Source organism: Clostridium sp. MSTE9 (genome assembly GCF_000277625.1).
In the GTDB taxonomy this organism is placed as follows: domain Bacteria; phylum Bacillota; class Clostridia; order Oscillospirales; family Acutalibacteraceae; genus Faecalispora; species Faecalispora jeddahensis.
On record NZ_AKFU01000035.1, the window covers coordinates 155,057 to 170,109 of the forward strand.

The following is a 15,053-nucleotide window of genomic DNA, read 5'->3' on the forward strand; positions in this document are numbered from 1 at the left end:
AGCACCTCCTTAAAGTTCGGGCCCGTGTTTTTCCGGTTTATCCGGCTTCGTATCACGGGCGGCACATTTTTTCTTTGTCTGCTCCAAACGCGCTTTCAGGGATTGCTTTTCCTCCCGCTTTGGAAGCGGCCGCTCATGCCGCCACTTATCACCGGAGAGGGTAAGATAGCCCTTGTCAGTAAAAATTCCCTGTTCCTGCTGCCTCACATAACGGCCAAAAGGCTCCGGGTCAATGGCTCCCCTGCAGCTTTCGGGGATTTCAGTAAGCCCCTGCTGCTCCAGCCAGTTCCATCCAAGCGCCGCGTCATCCCTGAGTTTTGTGCCCAGGCAGAAATAATCCACGTTCCAGGGATATTCACGGAATTGCTCCAGGGTAGTAAAACGCAGAGAGGATGACTGGATGGCCTCCAGCTTGTCATATTCATGGGGCGGCAGGTCATAAAGCCCCTGGGCCAGCGCCGCCAGTTCGTCAATGTCGCCGTACATGGGGAGAAGCGGCTTTAAGCCCTCCACCTTGCAGACATAATCGTCCATAAAATACATATCCGGCGTTGCGTCATGGGGCAGCCCGATTTTCTCAAAGACAGCCTGAATATCCTCCGCATAGGGCGGGAAATACAGCCATGCCCCGGCGTCACGCTCCCCGGTGTCATAGGCCTGGGCGTTCACCACATAAGCCTTGAAAATATAATCAGAAGTGATATTACCGTTCATTTGCACGCTCCTTTTTCTTCTCAAACTCCAGCTTGAAATTGATATACTTACCGCCTGTGTCATCCAAAATCACCGTGGCGTCATAGGTAGTACCTTTCTTTTCCGAGTACATCCCCTTGACTTTCACACGGCCTTTTTTGAGCAGGTCGGCGGCCATCTTTTTTGTCAGTTCCTTTTTGCGGAAAAGCCAGAAACGGTCATTTTTCCATAGGACAAAACCGCAACCACGGTTCCCGCAGTAAAAATTCTTCTTTCCCTCATACACCTGTTCCCCGCAGCGGGGGCAGAGGCCCACCGGCTCCTTTTGGGGAGCGAACAGCTTTTGTCCGTCCTCCGAAATGTGGGAGTAAGAGTTTACAAGCTCCGCCGCCATTTTCTGTATATCCTCCATGAAGGTCCGCTGATCGGCAGCGCTCCTTGCAATTTCAGACAGGCCCTTTTCCCATTCGGCGGTAAGAAGCGGAGAGGTCAAAACCTCCGGCAATACGGTTATCAGATTGATACCGTCTTTTGTCGGCACAAGGCTTTTTCCCTTGCGCTCCGCAAAGCCGGAGGATACCAGCTTTTCAATGATAGCTGCCCTGGTCGCCGGGGTTCCCAAACCTTTCCGCTCCGCGTCCTCCGGCATATCGTCCTTGCCTGCGTGCTCCATAGCGGAAAGCAGCGTATCTTCGGTATAGGGTTTCGGCGGCGTGGTATAATGCTCGGCAATGAAAGCCGCCGCACGCTCAAAGATTTTCCCCTGGGCCAGCTCCGGCAGGTCGCTTTCATCCCCGGTGTCGTCCTCCGGCTTTTCTTTCAGAGAAGCACGGAACAGCCGTTCAAAGGTTTTCCAGCCCTCCATAAGCACCCGTTTCCCATTTGCGGTGAAACGGTATCCGCCGCACTCAAATACCGCCGTGACCGCTTCATAAACATGGGGAGAGGCCGCCCCACACAGCAGCTTGCAGCATATCAAGAAGAAAAGGGAACGCTCCCCAACAGGTAAAGCGGTGAGGTTCGCCTTTCCCGCCTCCATAGTGGGAATGATGGCGTGGTGGTCGGATACGTCCTTGTCGGAAATCAGCGCCGCCGCGTCCGGGGAAAAGTCCGGGTATCCGGCAAAGAGCGGAAGCCCCGCCGCCAGTTCCAGAACGTCAGCCGCCGTATCCGCCATGTCGGAAGTAAGATACCGGCTATCAGTTCGGGGATAGGTAATGAGTTTTTTCTCATAGAGGCTTTGGGCGTAATCAAGGGTTTGCTTCGCCGTATAACCATATATGCGGTTGGCCTCCCTTTGCAGGGTTGTAAGGTCAAAGAGCTTCGGTGGCTTTACTGTCTTTTTCTCTTTGTCCAGAGAAACGCAAACGGCCTGCCGTTCATGGCAAGCCGTTTGTATCTTCTGCGCTTCCTGCAAATTGGATATTCGTTCGCCGGAAGCCTCCAGTCCGTCCAATTTTATCCGCACAAGATAATATTTCTCTTTCTGGAAGCCGGATATTTTACCGTCACGCTCCACCAGCATAGCAAGAGTAGGCGTCTGTACCCGGCCCACATTCAGGGTTTTATGATAGAGGACGGAAAAAATCCGGGTGGCGTTTATCCCTATGAGCCAATCCGCTTTTGAGCGGCAAAGCGCCGATTGGTACAGGGTTTCATACTCTATGCTCGGTTTCAGGTTTCCAAAGCCCTCACGGATGGCTGTATCTTCCATTGATGAAATCCACAGGCGGGATATGGGTTTTGTGCAGCCGGCCATTTCATAGACAAGCCGGAAGATAAGCTCACCCTCACGGCCAGCGTCACAGGCATTTACTATCTCGGATATGCCGGAACGCTCCATCAGGTTTTTAAGAACGGTAAATTGTTCTTCCTTGCCGGGGGAAAGTACATACTGCCATTTATCCGGCAGAATGGGGAGGTCGTCATAACGCCATTTTTTGAAACGTTCATCATAGCTGCCTGCGTCGGCAAGGCCCACAAGATGGCCGATACACCAGGAAACAATCAGGCCGTTGCCCTCGATGTATCCGTTTTTTCTGTCCCTTGCGCCCAGGGCGGCGGCTATGGCCGCCCCGACGCTTGGTTTTTCAGAGATTATAAGTTGCATTGGTTGTCCTCCTTTTGGTTGCTACAAGTAATTTATTGTTGTATACTTATAAATGGATGGTGATAGATATGGGAATAAAAATAACTGGTATTGATACCCCGTTTGGAGGAGTATCATGGGAATTTACTGAAACGGATAAGTCAGGTATACAGGAGCTTTTCTTTTTTCTTGAAGCCAAAAGACTTTTAGTTAATCCCATCGAAATGGAAATTAAATCGTGGTGTGAGCAATCCGCTATTGAAATAAAAAATAAACTTACGCAGTTACTATCGCAATATAGTTTCAATGCTGAAACAATAGAGACCATGCGACATATGGTTAATGCCTGCAACACATTTTTAGATGACCTAAATAAAGTTAGTGAACAAGGCATTATTTATAAAAACAGTAATGGGGACTGGGCAAATGCCAATTTTTCTATTGCAATGAAGAAATTTCGCAACATCTTTCGTGAAAAAATAAGTTGGCTTTCAGACAAATATCAAATTGAGTTCGTCAAGGAAATTCCAAAAGAGTATTAGCTTATAAGTTTCCCGCCGCCCTGTTCATGGGCGGCGGGTTTATCATTTCTGCCGCTACTCCGTGTCCTCCTGTTCGTCCTCAAATTCCGCTTCTTCGTCCTCGTCATCCTCAAAATCGAAATCATCCAAATTCGAGTTACCCTTTACGGACTGTTTGGGCTTCATTACCTTAAAATAGTAGAACGCACCGCCTCCGCCCAGGGCAAGAATGAGGATAACCGCCAGGATACCGCCCGCGCCGCTCTTTTCAGGTTCGGGCTCCGGCTCCGGTTCAGGAGTGGGTTCCGGTTCCGGCGTAACAATGGGCTCCTGAGGCTTCACTTCTTCGTCCATCAAGTCCAGAAGGTCGGCCTCGTCAACCTGGTTCAGAAAGTGGACCGTGTTTTCTCCGTCCTCCGCCCGGTCAATGATGATGTAAAAATAGTTGCCGTTTTTGGTGACGACGGTAATAAACTGCTTATCGCCGGAAGCCTCACCCTGGGTGTCATCCACAAGGCTCATGTTGCCCTCCGGGGTAAGGGGTTGCGGTTCATATCCGCCCGTAGTTTCTTCCGCCTGTTCTTCGGGTAAGGCTTCCTCATATTCAGGTCCGCCGCCAGCAAAGGCGGTCAATGGAAAGGCCGCCATGCAGAGCATGACGGCCAGGAGAGCGGCAAACAACCGCATTTTTCTTTTATTCTTCATCTTCACTGTCCTCCTGTTCTTTCAAATCTGCCTGCATATCTTCAGGCAGAGAGATACGGCCGCTTGCATAGGCTTTCAGGAAAGCGGAAAGCTCCTTGTTGTCCAGCTTGACCGCTTTTACCATGCGGACGATTTCCAGGTTTTCTTCCTCCGCCGCTTTCTGCTCCAATTCACGGAGCCGCTTTTGCTGCTCCGCAATCTTCGCTTTGGTTTTCTCAATGTCGTTTCGGATTTTGTCAATCGCTGCCATAAAAAATTACCTCCAATTCATTTTAGTTGTACGGTGGCCTGGCAAAGGCGTAAAAATGGCTTTGCCAGTAACTTGTGTTGATGTTTGCGTAGGATATGGGATTTCCGCAATGTAGCATCATTCCGCCGCCCACATAGATACCCACATGGGAAACGCCTGGTGTGTCGTAGGTCCCCACAAAGAAAATCAGGTCGCCGGGTTTTGCGTCTGCGGAGGATACGGGCGTAGAAATGTTGTAAAGCCCCTGGGCTCCAAGCCTGCCTGTGTTGCATACGCCGCTGTTCGTCAGCGCCCAGGAAACAAAGCCGGAGCAGTCAAAGGAAGTTCTGGGATTGCTCCCGCCCCATACATAAGGAAAGCCCAGGTACTTTTCCGCCTCCGTAATCAATGCGGCAAAGGTTTCATCCGCAAGCGCCTCCGCCGGAATATCGTAATAGGTTGGCTCTTTCAGCGTGGAAGCGTTTGGATAGGCTCTCGTGGGAAACAGGTCCGGGCGGTTGCCCAGGGTGGACATATACGCTGCGTACAGGCCCAATGTTTCCTCGCCCATGATATGCACGGGAATATGGGAGAGGTTGAAGTTTTCAAGCTCCACGTTCAGGATGTAGTAGTTATAGGGCACTTCGTAGGTATCCGTATGGATGTTTCCCTCGTCATCCGTCCATGTGTCCGTTTCCGTGCGGTAGCGTACCTCCACTTCCTCGGTCAGCGTCAGGATGTACTGCTTTTCAAAGAGCATTTCAAGGTCTCCCTGTATCTCGTCTATGGTAAAGACGCCCTCATGGAGCGCCGAGAGAATGGAAATCAGCACATAGGGGTCGTGGCCGATCTCGTCCAGGTCGTAGCGGTATTCGTCATATCCGGGGTGCAGGCTTTCAAAGTTATCAAGCTCATGTTGAAGCTCCGCCTCCATAGCGGAATAGGCCGCCTCCGCCGCCAGCATATCCGAATCCTCCGAAAGATAGGAGGTTGCTATAATGGATGAGGAAGCGCCTCCGAATATGGAGGAACAGGATTGCAGCGCGCCCAATAGGAAGATGACGAACAGCCCCAAAGCCAGAAGCACCAATACGACTTTCCAGTTGCGGACGATAAATTTAACCGTCTTTTCCGCCGCCTCTTTGGTTTTAATGACCGCTGATTTGACCGCACCGCCCGCATTTTTTACTGTTTTTCCGGTATCCCGTATCTGTTTGGCATAGCTTCGTTTGATATGCTGTTTCTGCAAAAACCGGGAGAGAGGGTTGCTTGCCACAAGCTGCGGATTATCCCGGAGAGCCTTTTGATACAGAAAATCCGCATTGGCCTTAATTGCGGATTGTTCCGCCTTTGCCGCCGCCCGGTAGGGTTTCAGTTTATGATGGCGGATACCGCTTTTTACAAGACGGTATCCCTTGCCCACAGCCTTTTCCCCAAGCCTCTCAGCCGCATGACCGCCCTCAACGCCTGCATTTTCTTTTTCCACTTCACGAATTTTTCCGTGGAGCTTCCTGCCCACTTCCTGTACAGGCCGGGAAAGGGGGGTGTGCCACATTTTATCCGCAAAGAGTTTTTCCGTTTCCTTGAAGTGCAGGCGGGTTTTACCTGTGCCGGCGGTTTCATCAAAAGCGCGCTCACGGACCAGCTTCTTTTTCTTCGGGATATTCTCCTGTGCCATATCCAGCTTATCCGCCGCCTTATCCGACTTGCGGATAGTTTTTTGGAGTTCAGGAGTAGCTCGTTCCTCGTCGGTAAACTGCAAGCGGGAGGATGGCCGCTTTATTGCCTCCATACCCTGTTCAGCGGTCTTGCTGGCCTTTTTTGCCGCCTTTTTGGAGGTACGGCGTGTATGCGACCTATCCAGACGGTCCAATACTTTACCGGCGGTGTTCACCGGCTGCTCGGAAATATTGCCATCATCAGGGCGGGAAGAAATATTCTCCGCCTCACCCGTGGCAAAGTTCTGTACCTCCGCACCCGCACGGGTCATTTTCTGCACGATTTTATCCGGTGCTTTATACTCTTTCAGATTTCATCACCTGCCTTTCCAAAGACGCACCAATTCTTACAGCGCCCGGTTTCTATGTCCGCAATGTACTTGAAAACGGGGAACGCCTGGGGCGGGCAGACCGCATTCCCCAGGGTTTTTAGCCTGTGCGCCCGGTTTTTGGTTTCCTCCGTCATGCGGGGGATGTGCTCCGGTTCCTTTCCCCACAGGATACGTCCGTCCATTTCCGGGGGAAGCCCATCAGCCATTCCACCCAATCCGGGTTCAAGGCCGCCGTGTCCGCCGCAGGGTTCTCCATTGCGATAACCTGGGCCGACAGGTTCCCGTTTTTCCTGTTCGGGTCGTAGGCCGATGGTTTCAGCGTGGAGCGGAAACCATCCGACGCTACCGGGGTCAGATAGAACACCGCCGCAGACAGGGGCAGGCTCCAGATGGAGCCGTTCCTGTTCTTCTTGCGGAACACGCCGTTTTCCGACAGGTACACATCCAGGCTTTGCGCGTCCCGGTTCGTGCCCTTGTCGGAAGCAAGGGGTGTGGGAAACATCAGCCGCGACGATAAAAGTTCGCTGGCGCTCATGCCACGCGCCGACGCCGCAAGCCGGAAATACGAATGGGAGAACAGCGTATCCCGCTTTTGCCAGGTCAAATATCGTTTTGTCGAGCCCCATATCGATGAAGCCAGCAACATTTTCCCCAAGCACCCAAGCGGGCCGCAGTTCTGCAATAACCCTGCACATCTCCGGCCATAGATAGCGTTCATCCGCAAATCCTTTCCGCTGTCCGGCGGTTGAGAACGGCTGGCAGGGGAAGCCGCCGGATAATATGGTGATTGTTTCAAGTCCTGTTTTTTCAAAAAATGCCTCCTTTGTGAATGTGGTAATATCCCTGAATTTCGGTATGTCCGGCCAATGCTTTTCAAGTACGGAATAGGGATAGTCCGCCCATTCGCACTGGCAGACCGTTTCAAAGCCCGCAGCCTCCGCCGCAAGGTCAAGGCCGCCGATACCGGAAAACAGGCTTGCATGGGTAAGCACCGCCATAGGCTTTATTCACCGTCCAATGCGTCCAGCTCCGCAACGGCCTCCGCCAGAATTTCCGCTTCTTCAAGAAGCTGTTGACGGTAATCCTCCAATGCGTCACGCAGGGAAAGTTCTTCCTCGTCGTCATCTTCCATGTAATTCTCCTGCTCAACCTCCACAAGCTCAATGTCTTTCAGATGATGGAGGTCTGCCTTGTCGCCGTAAACAAGGTATCGGCCGGGGATATTCCAGCCCTCAAACAGTTCCTCCGCAATCTGTCCGTAGCGGAGGGCGGTATCTTTCAGGTGCTCCATATCCTCCGGGTCTTTTACTTTGGAGGCCAGAAAAGCAAGCTGGTGAAGCAGGCCGTACAGATGGACTTCCTCGGCAATATGCTTGTAGTAGGTGTCCTCGGCAATCAGGTACAGTTTTTTATTTTTCATATTCAGTTTTCTCCTTTCACTTCTTCGGGTTTTGTCGTCATAATGCGGTAAAGCTCCGTATCCTGGGGGAAACGGTCAATGAACGGCAGAATGACATTGCCATAAAAAATGAGGCCCTCTCCGGCCTCTGAATGGGTCACATAGGATAGCTGCTGCGGTGAAATGTTAAGCTGCTTCGCTAAAATCTCCCTGTCGCCCGCCGCCTGGTTGAGCATATACACAAAGTCGGAATTCTCAAAAATGTTCTCCACCTCACGGGAGGCCAGGAGGTCCTTGACATTTTGTGTGATACCTGTGGGTATGCCGCCCCACTTCCTAAAACGCTTCCAGATTTCAACGGAATAGGCGGCGGTCTGTTCTTCCTTTAGGAGCAGATGAAATTCATCCATATAGTACCGGGTCGCCTTGCCCTCCGCCCGGTTGACGGTGACACGGTTCCATACCTGGTCCTGGATAACGAGCATACCAAGTTTTTTAAGCTGCTTTCCAAGCTCCTTAATGTCAAAGCAGACAAGGCGGTTTTCAATATCCACATTGGTACGGTGATTGAACACATTGAGGCTGCCCGTTACATAGAGCTCCAAAGCGGAAGCGATACGCTGCGCCTCCGGCTCCGGCTGCCGCTTCACTTCGTTGTAAAGGTCCTGCAAAACCGGCATGTTCTCCGGCTTCGGGTCGGCCAGGTATCCACGGTACACATTGCGGGTGGCACGGTCAATCACGGTTTTCTCCACCGGCTCCAGCCCGTTCTTGCCGCCCACCACCAGTTCGCACAGAGAAAGGATAAAATCGGATTTCAGGGCAAGGGGGCTGTCGTCCTCGGAGTAGTTGAGGTTTATATCCATAGGGTTCACATGCTGCGTACTGGTTGGGGATATGCGTATGACCTGGCCGTGGAGGGTTCCCACCAGGGAAAAATATTCTGCCTCCGGGTCGCAGATGATAATATCGTCCTGGGTAATCAGGAACACATTGACGATTTCCCTTTTTGCTGAAAAGGATTTGCCGCTGCCCGGTGTGCCCAGGATGAGCCCGTTTGGATTCTTTAATTTCTTGCGGTCCGCCAGTATCATGTTGTTGCTTAAAGCATTCAGCCCGTAATAAAGGGCTTCTCCGCTTTGAAAAAGCTCCTGGGTGGTGAACGGTACGAATATGGCGGTGCTGCTTGTGGTGAGGCCCCTTTGGATATGGATTTGATTGAGGCCCAGGGGCAGGGATGACATAAGCCCCGCCTCCTGCTGGAAATCCAGGCGCACAAGCTGGCAGTTGTATTTCTGCGCCACACCGGAAGCCTGAAATACCGCATTTTCCAGTTTCCGCTTCGTATCCGCAAGGTTCAGAACAAGGAATGTCAAGAGGAACATTCTTTCATTCCTGCTTTGCAGTTCATGGAGCAAATTCTTTGCTTCTCCGCCGTAAGTGGCAAGGTCAGAGGGGATTATATCCATGTCGTAGCCAGAGCGGACGGCTTTTTTCTGCTCCGCTATCTTCATGGCGTCCAGGTCTGTAATTTTTCGCTTGATGGTTTTGATGGCCTCGTTCTGGTCGATACTGCGGACATGCAGGTTCACAATGATACCACTGTCCGCCTCCATGAAATCCGCAAGCATACGGTCGTTGAGTTCCGGCGCCAGAATTTGCAGGAATGAAACGGCGCCCAGCTTTTTACCCATACGGAATGTGCGGCTGTTTCCGAATTGAAAAGAGGACGGAGCGATAAAATCTTTCACCGACAAACCGCTTTGCGGTAGCCAGCCCCATTCAAAGGTAAATCTCTCACCGTCCGGGTGGAAAATCCCATGCAGGAGGGCAAGGCGCTGTTTGCCGTTCAGTACCCTTGCCGCCGCCCCCATCACCTTGAAATGATTGAGGCTGTCCGTTTCAATCCGGGCCAGCCTGCTTCTGGCAGCCTGGATATTGTCCGCCTCTATGGTGAGGGTCAGGAATTTTGTTTTAATGAGCCCGTTATTTCCCCTTGCAAGCTGCCCCCTAAGCATGGCGGTGTACTCCGTCCGGATACTGTCAAAGTCATCCCCCTGGGGCGGTATCTCAATGGACTGTTCAAAATCCTCCTTGTTGGCGTACCGGCTGATAAGGGAAAGCTGAATACCGATAGAGGCGTCATAATAGTTGTAGAAATCGCAGAGATTTTCAAAGGTTGCGGTTTTATCGTCCGCCCCCGCAAGCTGGTAATTGATGTCCTCAAACTCAATGCACTTTGAGTAGGATTTTTCATTCAGCCTGCAAAGTCCATCCGGGTACATCATTTCAAAAGGGATACTGTCCTGGGCCGAATGGGGCTTTCCGTCGCCTTTGGCCTCACGGATAATTCTTTCAATTTCCCGCCTTTGCGCACGGGTCAGTTTTTGCCGTGAGGTGGTTCTTTTTGTTTTTGACAATGGCTTTTACCTCCTTTTCCAATCTGTTCTGCCGCATAAGAACGGCATAGAAATTGTTGGTTTGATAGGGACGCTCTTTGGGAAGCAGGAATTTTGTACGGATAAAATGCTTCGCAATGACTTCCAGAGGCTCCCCGTTCCGCTCATACATGCCGAGCAGGAAAAAGGGAAGCATGACAAGTATCATGCAGAAAGACGCCGCACTCGTTCCGGTGCTGCCTTTGAGCAAAAAGAAAAGCGGCACTCCCATAAGCACCGCCGGGGAAAAACACGCAAGCTGCCGTTTGGTAAGGCCGAACAGCACCTTGCTTTTTATTTTGGTTAGGTCTTTCGGAACCGTTACATAGGCCAATAAAAAAACACCTCCTTTAATGGGCGGCAAACAGGCTTTTCGCCAGGCTGCCCGTTTTGAACAATGTGTAGCAGAGAAGCACCGTGTACCCCATGCAGGCCCATATCGCTCCCGTTATGTCGTCGTCCACGGCGATAGTCTGTACCAGCACCGCATAGATACCGACGCACACCATGATAAGGAACGCCTGAAACCCCAGGGCAAACAGTGATTTCAAATAGTTCTGCCCCATGCCGCCCCATTCCCGGTTTACCATTGTGGCAAGGGGGATAGGCCCGATTGAGGTCACAAGATATATTTCAATCATGCGCCCGTAAATCACAAGGAAAATACACACGGAAAGGATGTTCATGGTAAGCCCCACAAAGATACTCTGGAACCACAGTCCCAAAAGGCTCCCGATACTCCAGTCCGCAAGCCTTGTTTCCAGGTCGGCTATGGTGCTTGTAATGTCAATGCCCGCGTCGGAGATAATCACCCCGGCGCTTTGATTTACCACATGCTGCGTCAGGTCGAAAATTCCCATGACGATATTCCAGGTGTTCGTTACCAGCAGCACCGCACACATTGTCTTGAAAATCCACTTAAAGAATATCCAGGTGTCTATGTCATGGAGATTGTTTTTCTCAATGACAATCTGTATCAGTTCGTAACACATGACAAAGGTCAGAATGATACCGGCTATGGGGAGGATGACGGTTTCCGAAAGGCTTTGTATCATGGAAAAAATACTGCCGTTCCATGCGGAGGGCGTCATGCCTACTTCACCGGCGATTTCTCCCACTTTGGTATTCACCGTATCGAACATTCCCGACAGGTTGCTGATGATACCGTCAATCAAAAGTTCCCGGAACCATTCTTTAATCATGTCTAATATCAATCAAAACCGCCTCCTTTCCCGCAGCCCTCCCGCATGAAGCGGGAGGGTACGGAAGAATGTAAGCCCACGGAATTAACCGAACAGGCCGGAGAGCAGAGGCACAAGCACAAGCCCGATAAGGGCAACGCCACCGCCCGCCATAAGTTGCTTCATGCCTTGACTTTTCGCACCCGGATTATCATTTCCATATCCCTCCATCAAATTGATTGCGCCCCAAACCGCAAGGCCTGCGCCCAATGCGATAACGAGGGTTTGCAGTACGTCAACTGCGGAATTAAAAAACGCCATATATTTTTCCTCTCTTTCATGTTATAATTTTTTCAGCATGTTCCTCTGTGTGGGTTCAATTCCCGCACTTCCCAACATTGCCATTACACCGCTTGTGTTTACGCTTTCTGCTTTCGCAGAAGCAATAATACAAGAAATTGCAACTAATCTTTTTCCCAAATTAAAGGAGTGGATGTCTATGTTAGCAATATTTCTCGTTGCCCTGCTTGGAACCGCGGGGAGCTTTGGTAAGCAGGGTTGTATGGCAACCAGCAGGGCAACAACCACAAAAAATGAGCCTCCGGGCTCTTTTTATATTTCCAGTTCGTACAAGTCAAAAGGTTCATCCTGCCTTACGACAGGTATTTTCTTTTTCATGTACCGTTCAATATTAAATTCATTTTTCTTGTCGGCGTCGGCAAGGTATTTGTAGTTCGGGTGGCGCATTATATCGTACTTATCGCTGAAAAACGGCCTCACGCCCCGCACCTGCAAAATACACTTGCCGCCGTCCATTACCGCCAATTCGTCCTGGGTCATCAACTCCTTTCCTAATTTCTGATAGTTGAGGCCGTGGGAAACCTGCGTGCCCCGGTTTTCGGAGGTATTGAAGCTGTCAATGGTTTCCTTTCCCAATATCTCCGAGATTTCTTTCAAGGTAGATTTCTCCTTGCCTCCCAGAAACAAGGCCGTGTCGCAGTTACCGGCTATGGTATCCGCGGCGTCCTTGTAAATGGACTTTAATTGTGATTGCGACTGCAAAATAATAGAAGCCGAGATTTCCCGACTTCTGATGGTCGCTATGAGTTTATCGAAATTGGGTATCTGCCCGATGTTGGCAAATTCGTCTAAAATGCACCTCACATGAATGGGCAGCCGCCCGCCGTATACGTCATCCGCCTTATCGCAAAGAAGATTGAACAACTGGCTTTGCAGAATGGCTATGACAAAGTTAAAGGTCGTATCCGTATCGCTCATAATCAGGAATAAGGCGGTTTTTCTGTCGCCCAGGGTATCAAGTTCGAGCTCGTCATATTCCAGCAGGTCACGGAGTTCTTTTATATCGAATGGGGCAAGGCGGGCGCCGCAGCTAATCAAAATGGATTTCGCTGTCTTACCTGCCGCCAGCTTATATTTTTTATACTGCTTCACGGCAAAATGGTCCGGGTCCTTTTCTTCCAACTGAGAAAAAAGCAGGTCAACGGGGCTTTGGTATTCCTCGTCATCCTCTTTTGCTTCGGAAGCGTTGATAAGGTCCAGCAGGGTAATGAAGTTCTTTTCTTCCTCCGGGGCCTCATACCAGATGTAGCCGATAAGGGCACAGTACAAAAGCCGTTCTGCTTTCACCCAAAAATCTTCACCGGCTTTCTCCCCGTCCCCTTTGGTGTTCATAATAATGGTATTTACCAGCTTCAAAATGTCCTTTTCGGAACGGACATACGCAAAGGGATTGAAGTGCATGGATTTCTTGAAATTGATGGTGTTCAGCACTTTTATCCGGTATCCGCTGCGCTGTAAGAGTTTTCCGCACTCTACAAGGATAGTCCCCTTTGGGTCGGTAACTACATAGCTGACAGGAAATGCTTTAGAGTTACATTGCATTAAATTCGGCTTACAGAAAAAACGGGTCTTGCCGCTGCCGGAGCCGCCGATCACCAGGATATTCTTGTTCCTGGCGTACTTCGGGTTCTTCGGGCGGCTGGACATGGTAAGACGTTCCGTCTGCGTGAGAATGACGTTGTTGAAAAAATCACTGTCCATGTACGGGGCAATATCCTGGGCATTTCCCCACCGGGCGGAGCCGTACTCCATGCCCTGGCGGTACTTCTTAGCATTTTTGCCTTTGAAATATACTACCAGCCGGATAATCACTGCACCGGCAATCCCGATACAGAGGTCAAGCAGATGGAATGAGGGCGCCATGCTTTCAAAGGCCGCTGAGAAACCGCCGCCCAGGTTCAGGATTTTAGCCGAGAGGTCCGCGCCCTGGGCCAGCCGGAACGCCTGTCCGGCTTTATCAAACAGCCATACAAACAGCACATAGGGCAGGTTCGGCAAAATAATTTTCTTGATATTTATGTTCATAGCTCCTGCCCCCTGTCTTTGGTTTTCACTTTTTCCCGCTGCCTGTGCTGCTTCGCTTTCTCCCGCATTTGAGAGAGCAGCTTGCGGATGGAGGGCTTTTTCTCATGGTCAAGGTTCTTTGCGGAAAACTCCTTGAATGCCGCTGTCAGCACATCCGCGTCCCGGCCTTTGAAAAACACCAGGTAACGGGGCGGGTGTGTGGAAATATCTTTTTTCAGGGCAAAGTCGATACCGTACTTTTTCGCCGTATGCTCAAAGGCTTTGATATTGTCATTGGTGATTTCGATATTGGAAACGCCTGTGTTATGCTTCATAAGCTGCCGCAAGGTCTGTTTACCCCTGTTCGGCTGAGCGAGTTTATTCCTGCCTGATTTCAGCAGTTTTTTTAATGCTTTCTGTAAAACAGAGGCGGTCAGCCTTGTTGCCTGAATGGACAGGGCTATGGTTTTTTGCGTCACTTCTTCCTGCATGGGCTATCTCCTTTCTCCGCTGCCGTACAAGTCATGGTTTACCAGGGCAGAGTAATAATTTCCGATAGTGGCCGGGGCATTGAACAGCGCCGCCAGCAGATATTTTTTGATATTGCGGACATAGGTGGTATTGCTTGCCATACAGTCAAGCACATATTGGATATGGCTGCTGTCCAGCTTCAAAAGCCTGGATTTCACGACTTCGGCGGGGAAGTCATCCCCGGATATGCAGATGGTCTGCCTTGCGGAGCATACCGTATCCACAAGCAGTTCCACGATTTCATTCAGGCGGTCACGGTCAAGTTTACGGTCCTGGATGAGAGTGCCATACTCGATATTTTCTAAAATGATTTCACGGTATGTTTCTCTCGTATCCATTCCTATCCCAGCCGCCGCCTGCGGCTCATATGGATTTGATTGGATAGGATTTGATGGTTCCGTACTTGATAAATCAGTATTTGATTTTTGGTTACTTGATTTCTTCGTATTTAATTGTGCGGGATTTTCCTGTTCAGGGGAAACCTGTTTAGGACTGCCCAAGATTGGATTATCCAAAACTGGATTTTCCTGTTTAGGTAAAGGCGGTTTTGGCTGTTCTAAAATGGTATATTCAATCGTGGTGAGTTGTCCTTTGGAATTGCGGATACGCTCACGAATGATATATCCCTGTTCCTCCAATTCCTTAATCGTGGCACAAATGCTGTCCACGCCATCTTTACATATCCGGGCAAGCCCTTTTGTGGTGTAGTCCCAATCTTCCGGCAGGGACAGCATGAGGGAGAGAAGCCCCTTTGATTTGAGCGACAGCGCCGTATTTCGCAAATGGTGATTTGCCATTACGGTATAATCCCGTGTCTTTTCTATGCGGAATACCGCCATATTCCATCAACTCC

Annotated in this window: 15 protein-coding genes; 1 reads left to right on the forward strand and 14 read right to left on the reverse strand. The window is 50.5% G+C overall.

Features of this window, described 5'->3' with window-relative positions; genetic code table 11:
• Positions 1-9: 9 nt before the first annotated feature.
• Both HMPREF1141_RS16885 and HMPREF1141_RS09525 read right to left on the reverse strand, forming a co-directional pair.
• A complete protein-coding gene (locus tag HMPREF1141_RS16885; protein WP_009064212.1) occupies positions 10-714 on the reverse strand; it encodes an antirestriction protein ArdA in 705 nt (234 codons plus the stop codon).
• Positions 704-2,803, reverse strand: coding sequence for a type IA DNA topoisomerase (locus tag HMPREF1141_RS09525; RefSeq protein ID WP_009064311.1), 2,100 nt, complete (start codon positions 2,801-2,803; stop codon positions 704-706). Before HMPREF1141_RS09525 ends, HMPREF1141_RS16885 begins: the two co-directional genes overlap by 11 nt.
• Before the next feature lie 68 nt (positions 2,804-2,871).
• Here HMPREF1141_RS09525 and HMPREF1141_RS09530 point away from each other — a divergent pair, with 68 nt between their 5' ends.
• Entirely contained in the window at positions 2,872-3,324 is a 453-nt protein-coding gene (locus HMPREF1141_RS09530) for a DUF6650 family protein (RefSeq protein ID WP_035316950.1), read from the forward strand.
• A 54-nt stretch (positions 3,325-3,378) separates the two neighbouring features.
• Here the strand turns inward: HMPREF1141_RS09530 and HMPREF1141_RS09535 are convergent, their stop codons facing one another.
• The 12 genes from HMPREF1141_RS09535 to HMPREF1141_RS09595 all read right to left on the reverse strand — a co-directional run bounded on the left by HMPREF1141_RS09535 (position 3,379) and on the right by HMPREF1141_RS09595 (position 15,039).
• Positions 3,379-4,008 (reverse strand): DUF4366 domain-containing protein, encoded by a 630-nt coding sequence (locus tag HMPREF1141_RS09535; RefSeq protein WP_009063685.1) that lies wholly within the window; start codon positions 4,006-4,008, stop codon positions 3,379-3,381.
• Complete coding sequence (locus HMPREF1141_RS09540) at positions 3,998-4,258, reverse strand: DUF4315 family protein (RefSeq protein WP_009063466.1); 261 nt, start codon at positions 4,256-4,258, stop codon at positions 3,998-4,000. Before HMPREF1141_RS09540 ends, HMPREF1141_RS09535 begins: the two co-directional genes overlap by 11 nt.
• Positions 4,259-4,280: 22 nt before the next feature.
• Entirely contained in the window at positions 4,281-6,227 is a 1,947-nt protein-coding gene (locus tag HMPREF1141_RS09545; protein WP_155863592.1) for a C40 family peptidase, read from the reverse strand.
• 35 nt (positions 6,228-6,262) lie between these two features.
• Positions 6,263-7,285 carry a DNA (cytosine-5-)-methyltransferase gene (gene dcm / locus HMPREF1141_RS09550; protein WP_035316875.1) on the reverse strand — a complete coding sequence of 341 codons (1,023 nt, stop codon included), beginning with the start codon at positions 7,283-7,285 and terminating at the stop codon, positions 6,263-6,265.
• A 5-nt stretch (positions 7,286-7,290) separates the two neighbouring features.
• The gene (locus HMPREF1141_RS09555) at positions 7,291-7,707 is read right to left on the reverse strand and encodes a hypothetical protein (protein ID WP_009063665.1); all 417 of its coding nucleotides are present in this window, start codon (positions 7,705-7,707) and stop codon (positions 7,291-7,293) included.
• A gap of 2 nt (positions 7,708-7,709) precedes the next feature.
• A complete protein-coding gene (locus tag HMPREF1141_RS09560) occupies positions 7,710-10,106 on the reverse strand; it encodes a VirB4-like conjugal transfer ATPase, CD1110 family (protein WP_035316876.1) in 2,397 nt (798 codons plus the stop codon).
• Positions 10,042-10,458, reverse strand: a complete 417-nt coding sequence (locus HMPREF1141_RS09565) for a PrgI family protein (RefSeq protein ID WP_009063458.1) — start codon at positions 10,456-10,458, stop codon at positions 10,042-10,044. The genes HMPREF1141_RS09560 and HMPREF1141_RS09565 overlap by 65 nt, the downstream gene beginning before the upstream one ends.
• A gap of 16 nt (positions 10,459-10,474) precedes the next feature.
• On the reverse strand, positions 10,475-11,338 hold the full coding sequence (locus tag HMPREF1141_RS09570; protein WP_009064011.1) for a VirB6/TrbL-like conjugal transfer protein, CD1112 family: 864 nt from the start codon (positions 11,336-11,338) through the stop codon (positions 10,475-10,477).
• 72 nt (positions 11,339-11,410) lie between these two features.
• Positions 11,411-11,626 carry a Maff2 family mobile element protein gene (locus HMPREF1141_RS09575; RefSeq protein WP_009063708.1) on the reverse strand — a complete coding sequence of 72 codons (216 nt, stop codon included), beginning with the start codon at positions 11,624-11,626 and terminating at the stop codon, positions 11,411-11,413.
• Positions 11,627-11,917: 291 nt separating this feature from the next.
• Positions 11,918-13,690 (reverse strand): VirD4-like conjugal transfer protein, CD1115 family, encoded by a 1,773-nt coding sequence (locus HMPREF1141_RS09585; protein WP_009063655.1) that lies wholly within the window; start codon positions 13,688-13,690, stop codon positions 11,918-11,920.
• Positions 13,687-14,160: a PcfB family protein gene (locus HMPREF1141_RS09590; RefSeq protein ID WP_009063913.1), complete on the reverse strand. Its 474-nt coding sequence runs from the start codon at positions 14,158-14,160 to the stop codon at positions 13,687-13,689. The genes HMPREF1141_RS09585 and HMPREF1141_RS09590 overlap by 4 nt, the downstream gene beginning before the upstream one ends.
• Before the next feature lie 3 nt (positions 14,161-14,163).
• The gene (locus tag HMPREF1141_RS09595) at positions 14,164-15,039 is read right to left on the reverse strand and encodes a DUF6017 domain-containing protein (protein ID WP_009064244.1); all 876 of its coding nucleotides are present in this window, start codon (positions 15,037-15,039) and stop codon (positions 14,164-14,166) included.
• Positions 15,040-15,053: the final 14 nt, after the last annotated feature.

Excerpts from the sequence above, each read along its gene's own strand:
- HMPREF1141_RS16885 (WP_009064212.1), bottom strand. The coding sequence starts at position 714 with ATGAACGGTAATATCACTTCTGATTATATTTTCAAGGCTTATGTGGTG.
- HMPREF1141_RS09525 (WP_009064311.1), bottom strand. The coding sequence starts at position 2,803 with ATGCAACTTATAATCTCTGAAAAACCAAGCGTCGGGGCGGCCATAGCC.
- HMPREF1141_RS09530 (WP_035316950.1), top strand. The coding sequence starts at position 2,872 with ATGGGAATAAAAATAACTGGTATTGATACCCCGTTTGGAGGAGTATCA.
- HMPREF1141_RS09535 (WP_009063685.1), bottom strand. The coding sequence starts at position 4,008 with ATGAAGAATAAAAGAAAAATGCGGTTGTTTGCCGCTCTCCTGGCCGTC.
- HMPREF1141_RS09540 (WP_009063466.1), bottom strand. The coding sequence starts at position 4,258 with ATGGCAGCGATTGACAAAATCCGAAACGACATTGAGAAAACCAAAGCG.
- HMPREF1141_RS09545 (WP_155863592.1), bottom strand. The coding sequence starts at position 6,227 with ATGACCCGTGCGGGTGCGGAGGTACAGAACTTTGCCACGGGTGAGGCG.
- dcm (WP_035316875.1), bottom strand. The coding sequence starts at position 7,285 with ATGGCGGTGCTTACCCATGCAAGCCTGTTTTCCGGTATCGGCGGCCTT.
- HMPREF1141_RS09555 (WP_009063665.1), bottom strand. The coding sequence starts at position 7,707 with ATGAAAAATAAAAAACTGTACCTGATTGCCGAGGACACCTACTACAAG.
- HMPREF1141_RS09575 (WP_009063708.1), bottom strand. The coding sequence starts at position 11,626 with ATGGCGTTTTTTAATTCCGCAGTTGACGTACTGCAAACCCTCGTTATC.
- HMPREF1141_RS09585 (WP_009063655.1), bottom strand. The coding sequence starts at position 13,690 with ATGAACATAAATATCAAGAAAATTATTTTGCCGAACCTGCCCTATGTG.
- HMPREF1141_RS09590 (WP_009063913.1), bottom strand. The coding sequence starts at position 14,160 with ATGCAGGAAGAAGTGACGCAAAAAACCATAGCCCTGTCCATTCAGGCA.
- HMPREF1141_RS09595 (WP_009064244.1), bottom strand. The coding sequence starts at position 15,039 with ATGGCGGTATTCCGCATAGAAAAGACACGGGATTATACCGTAATGGCA.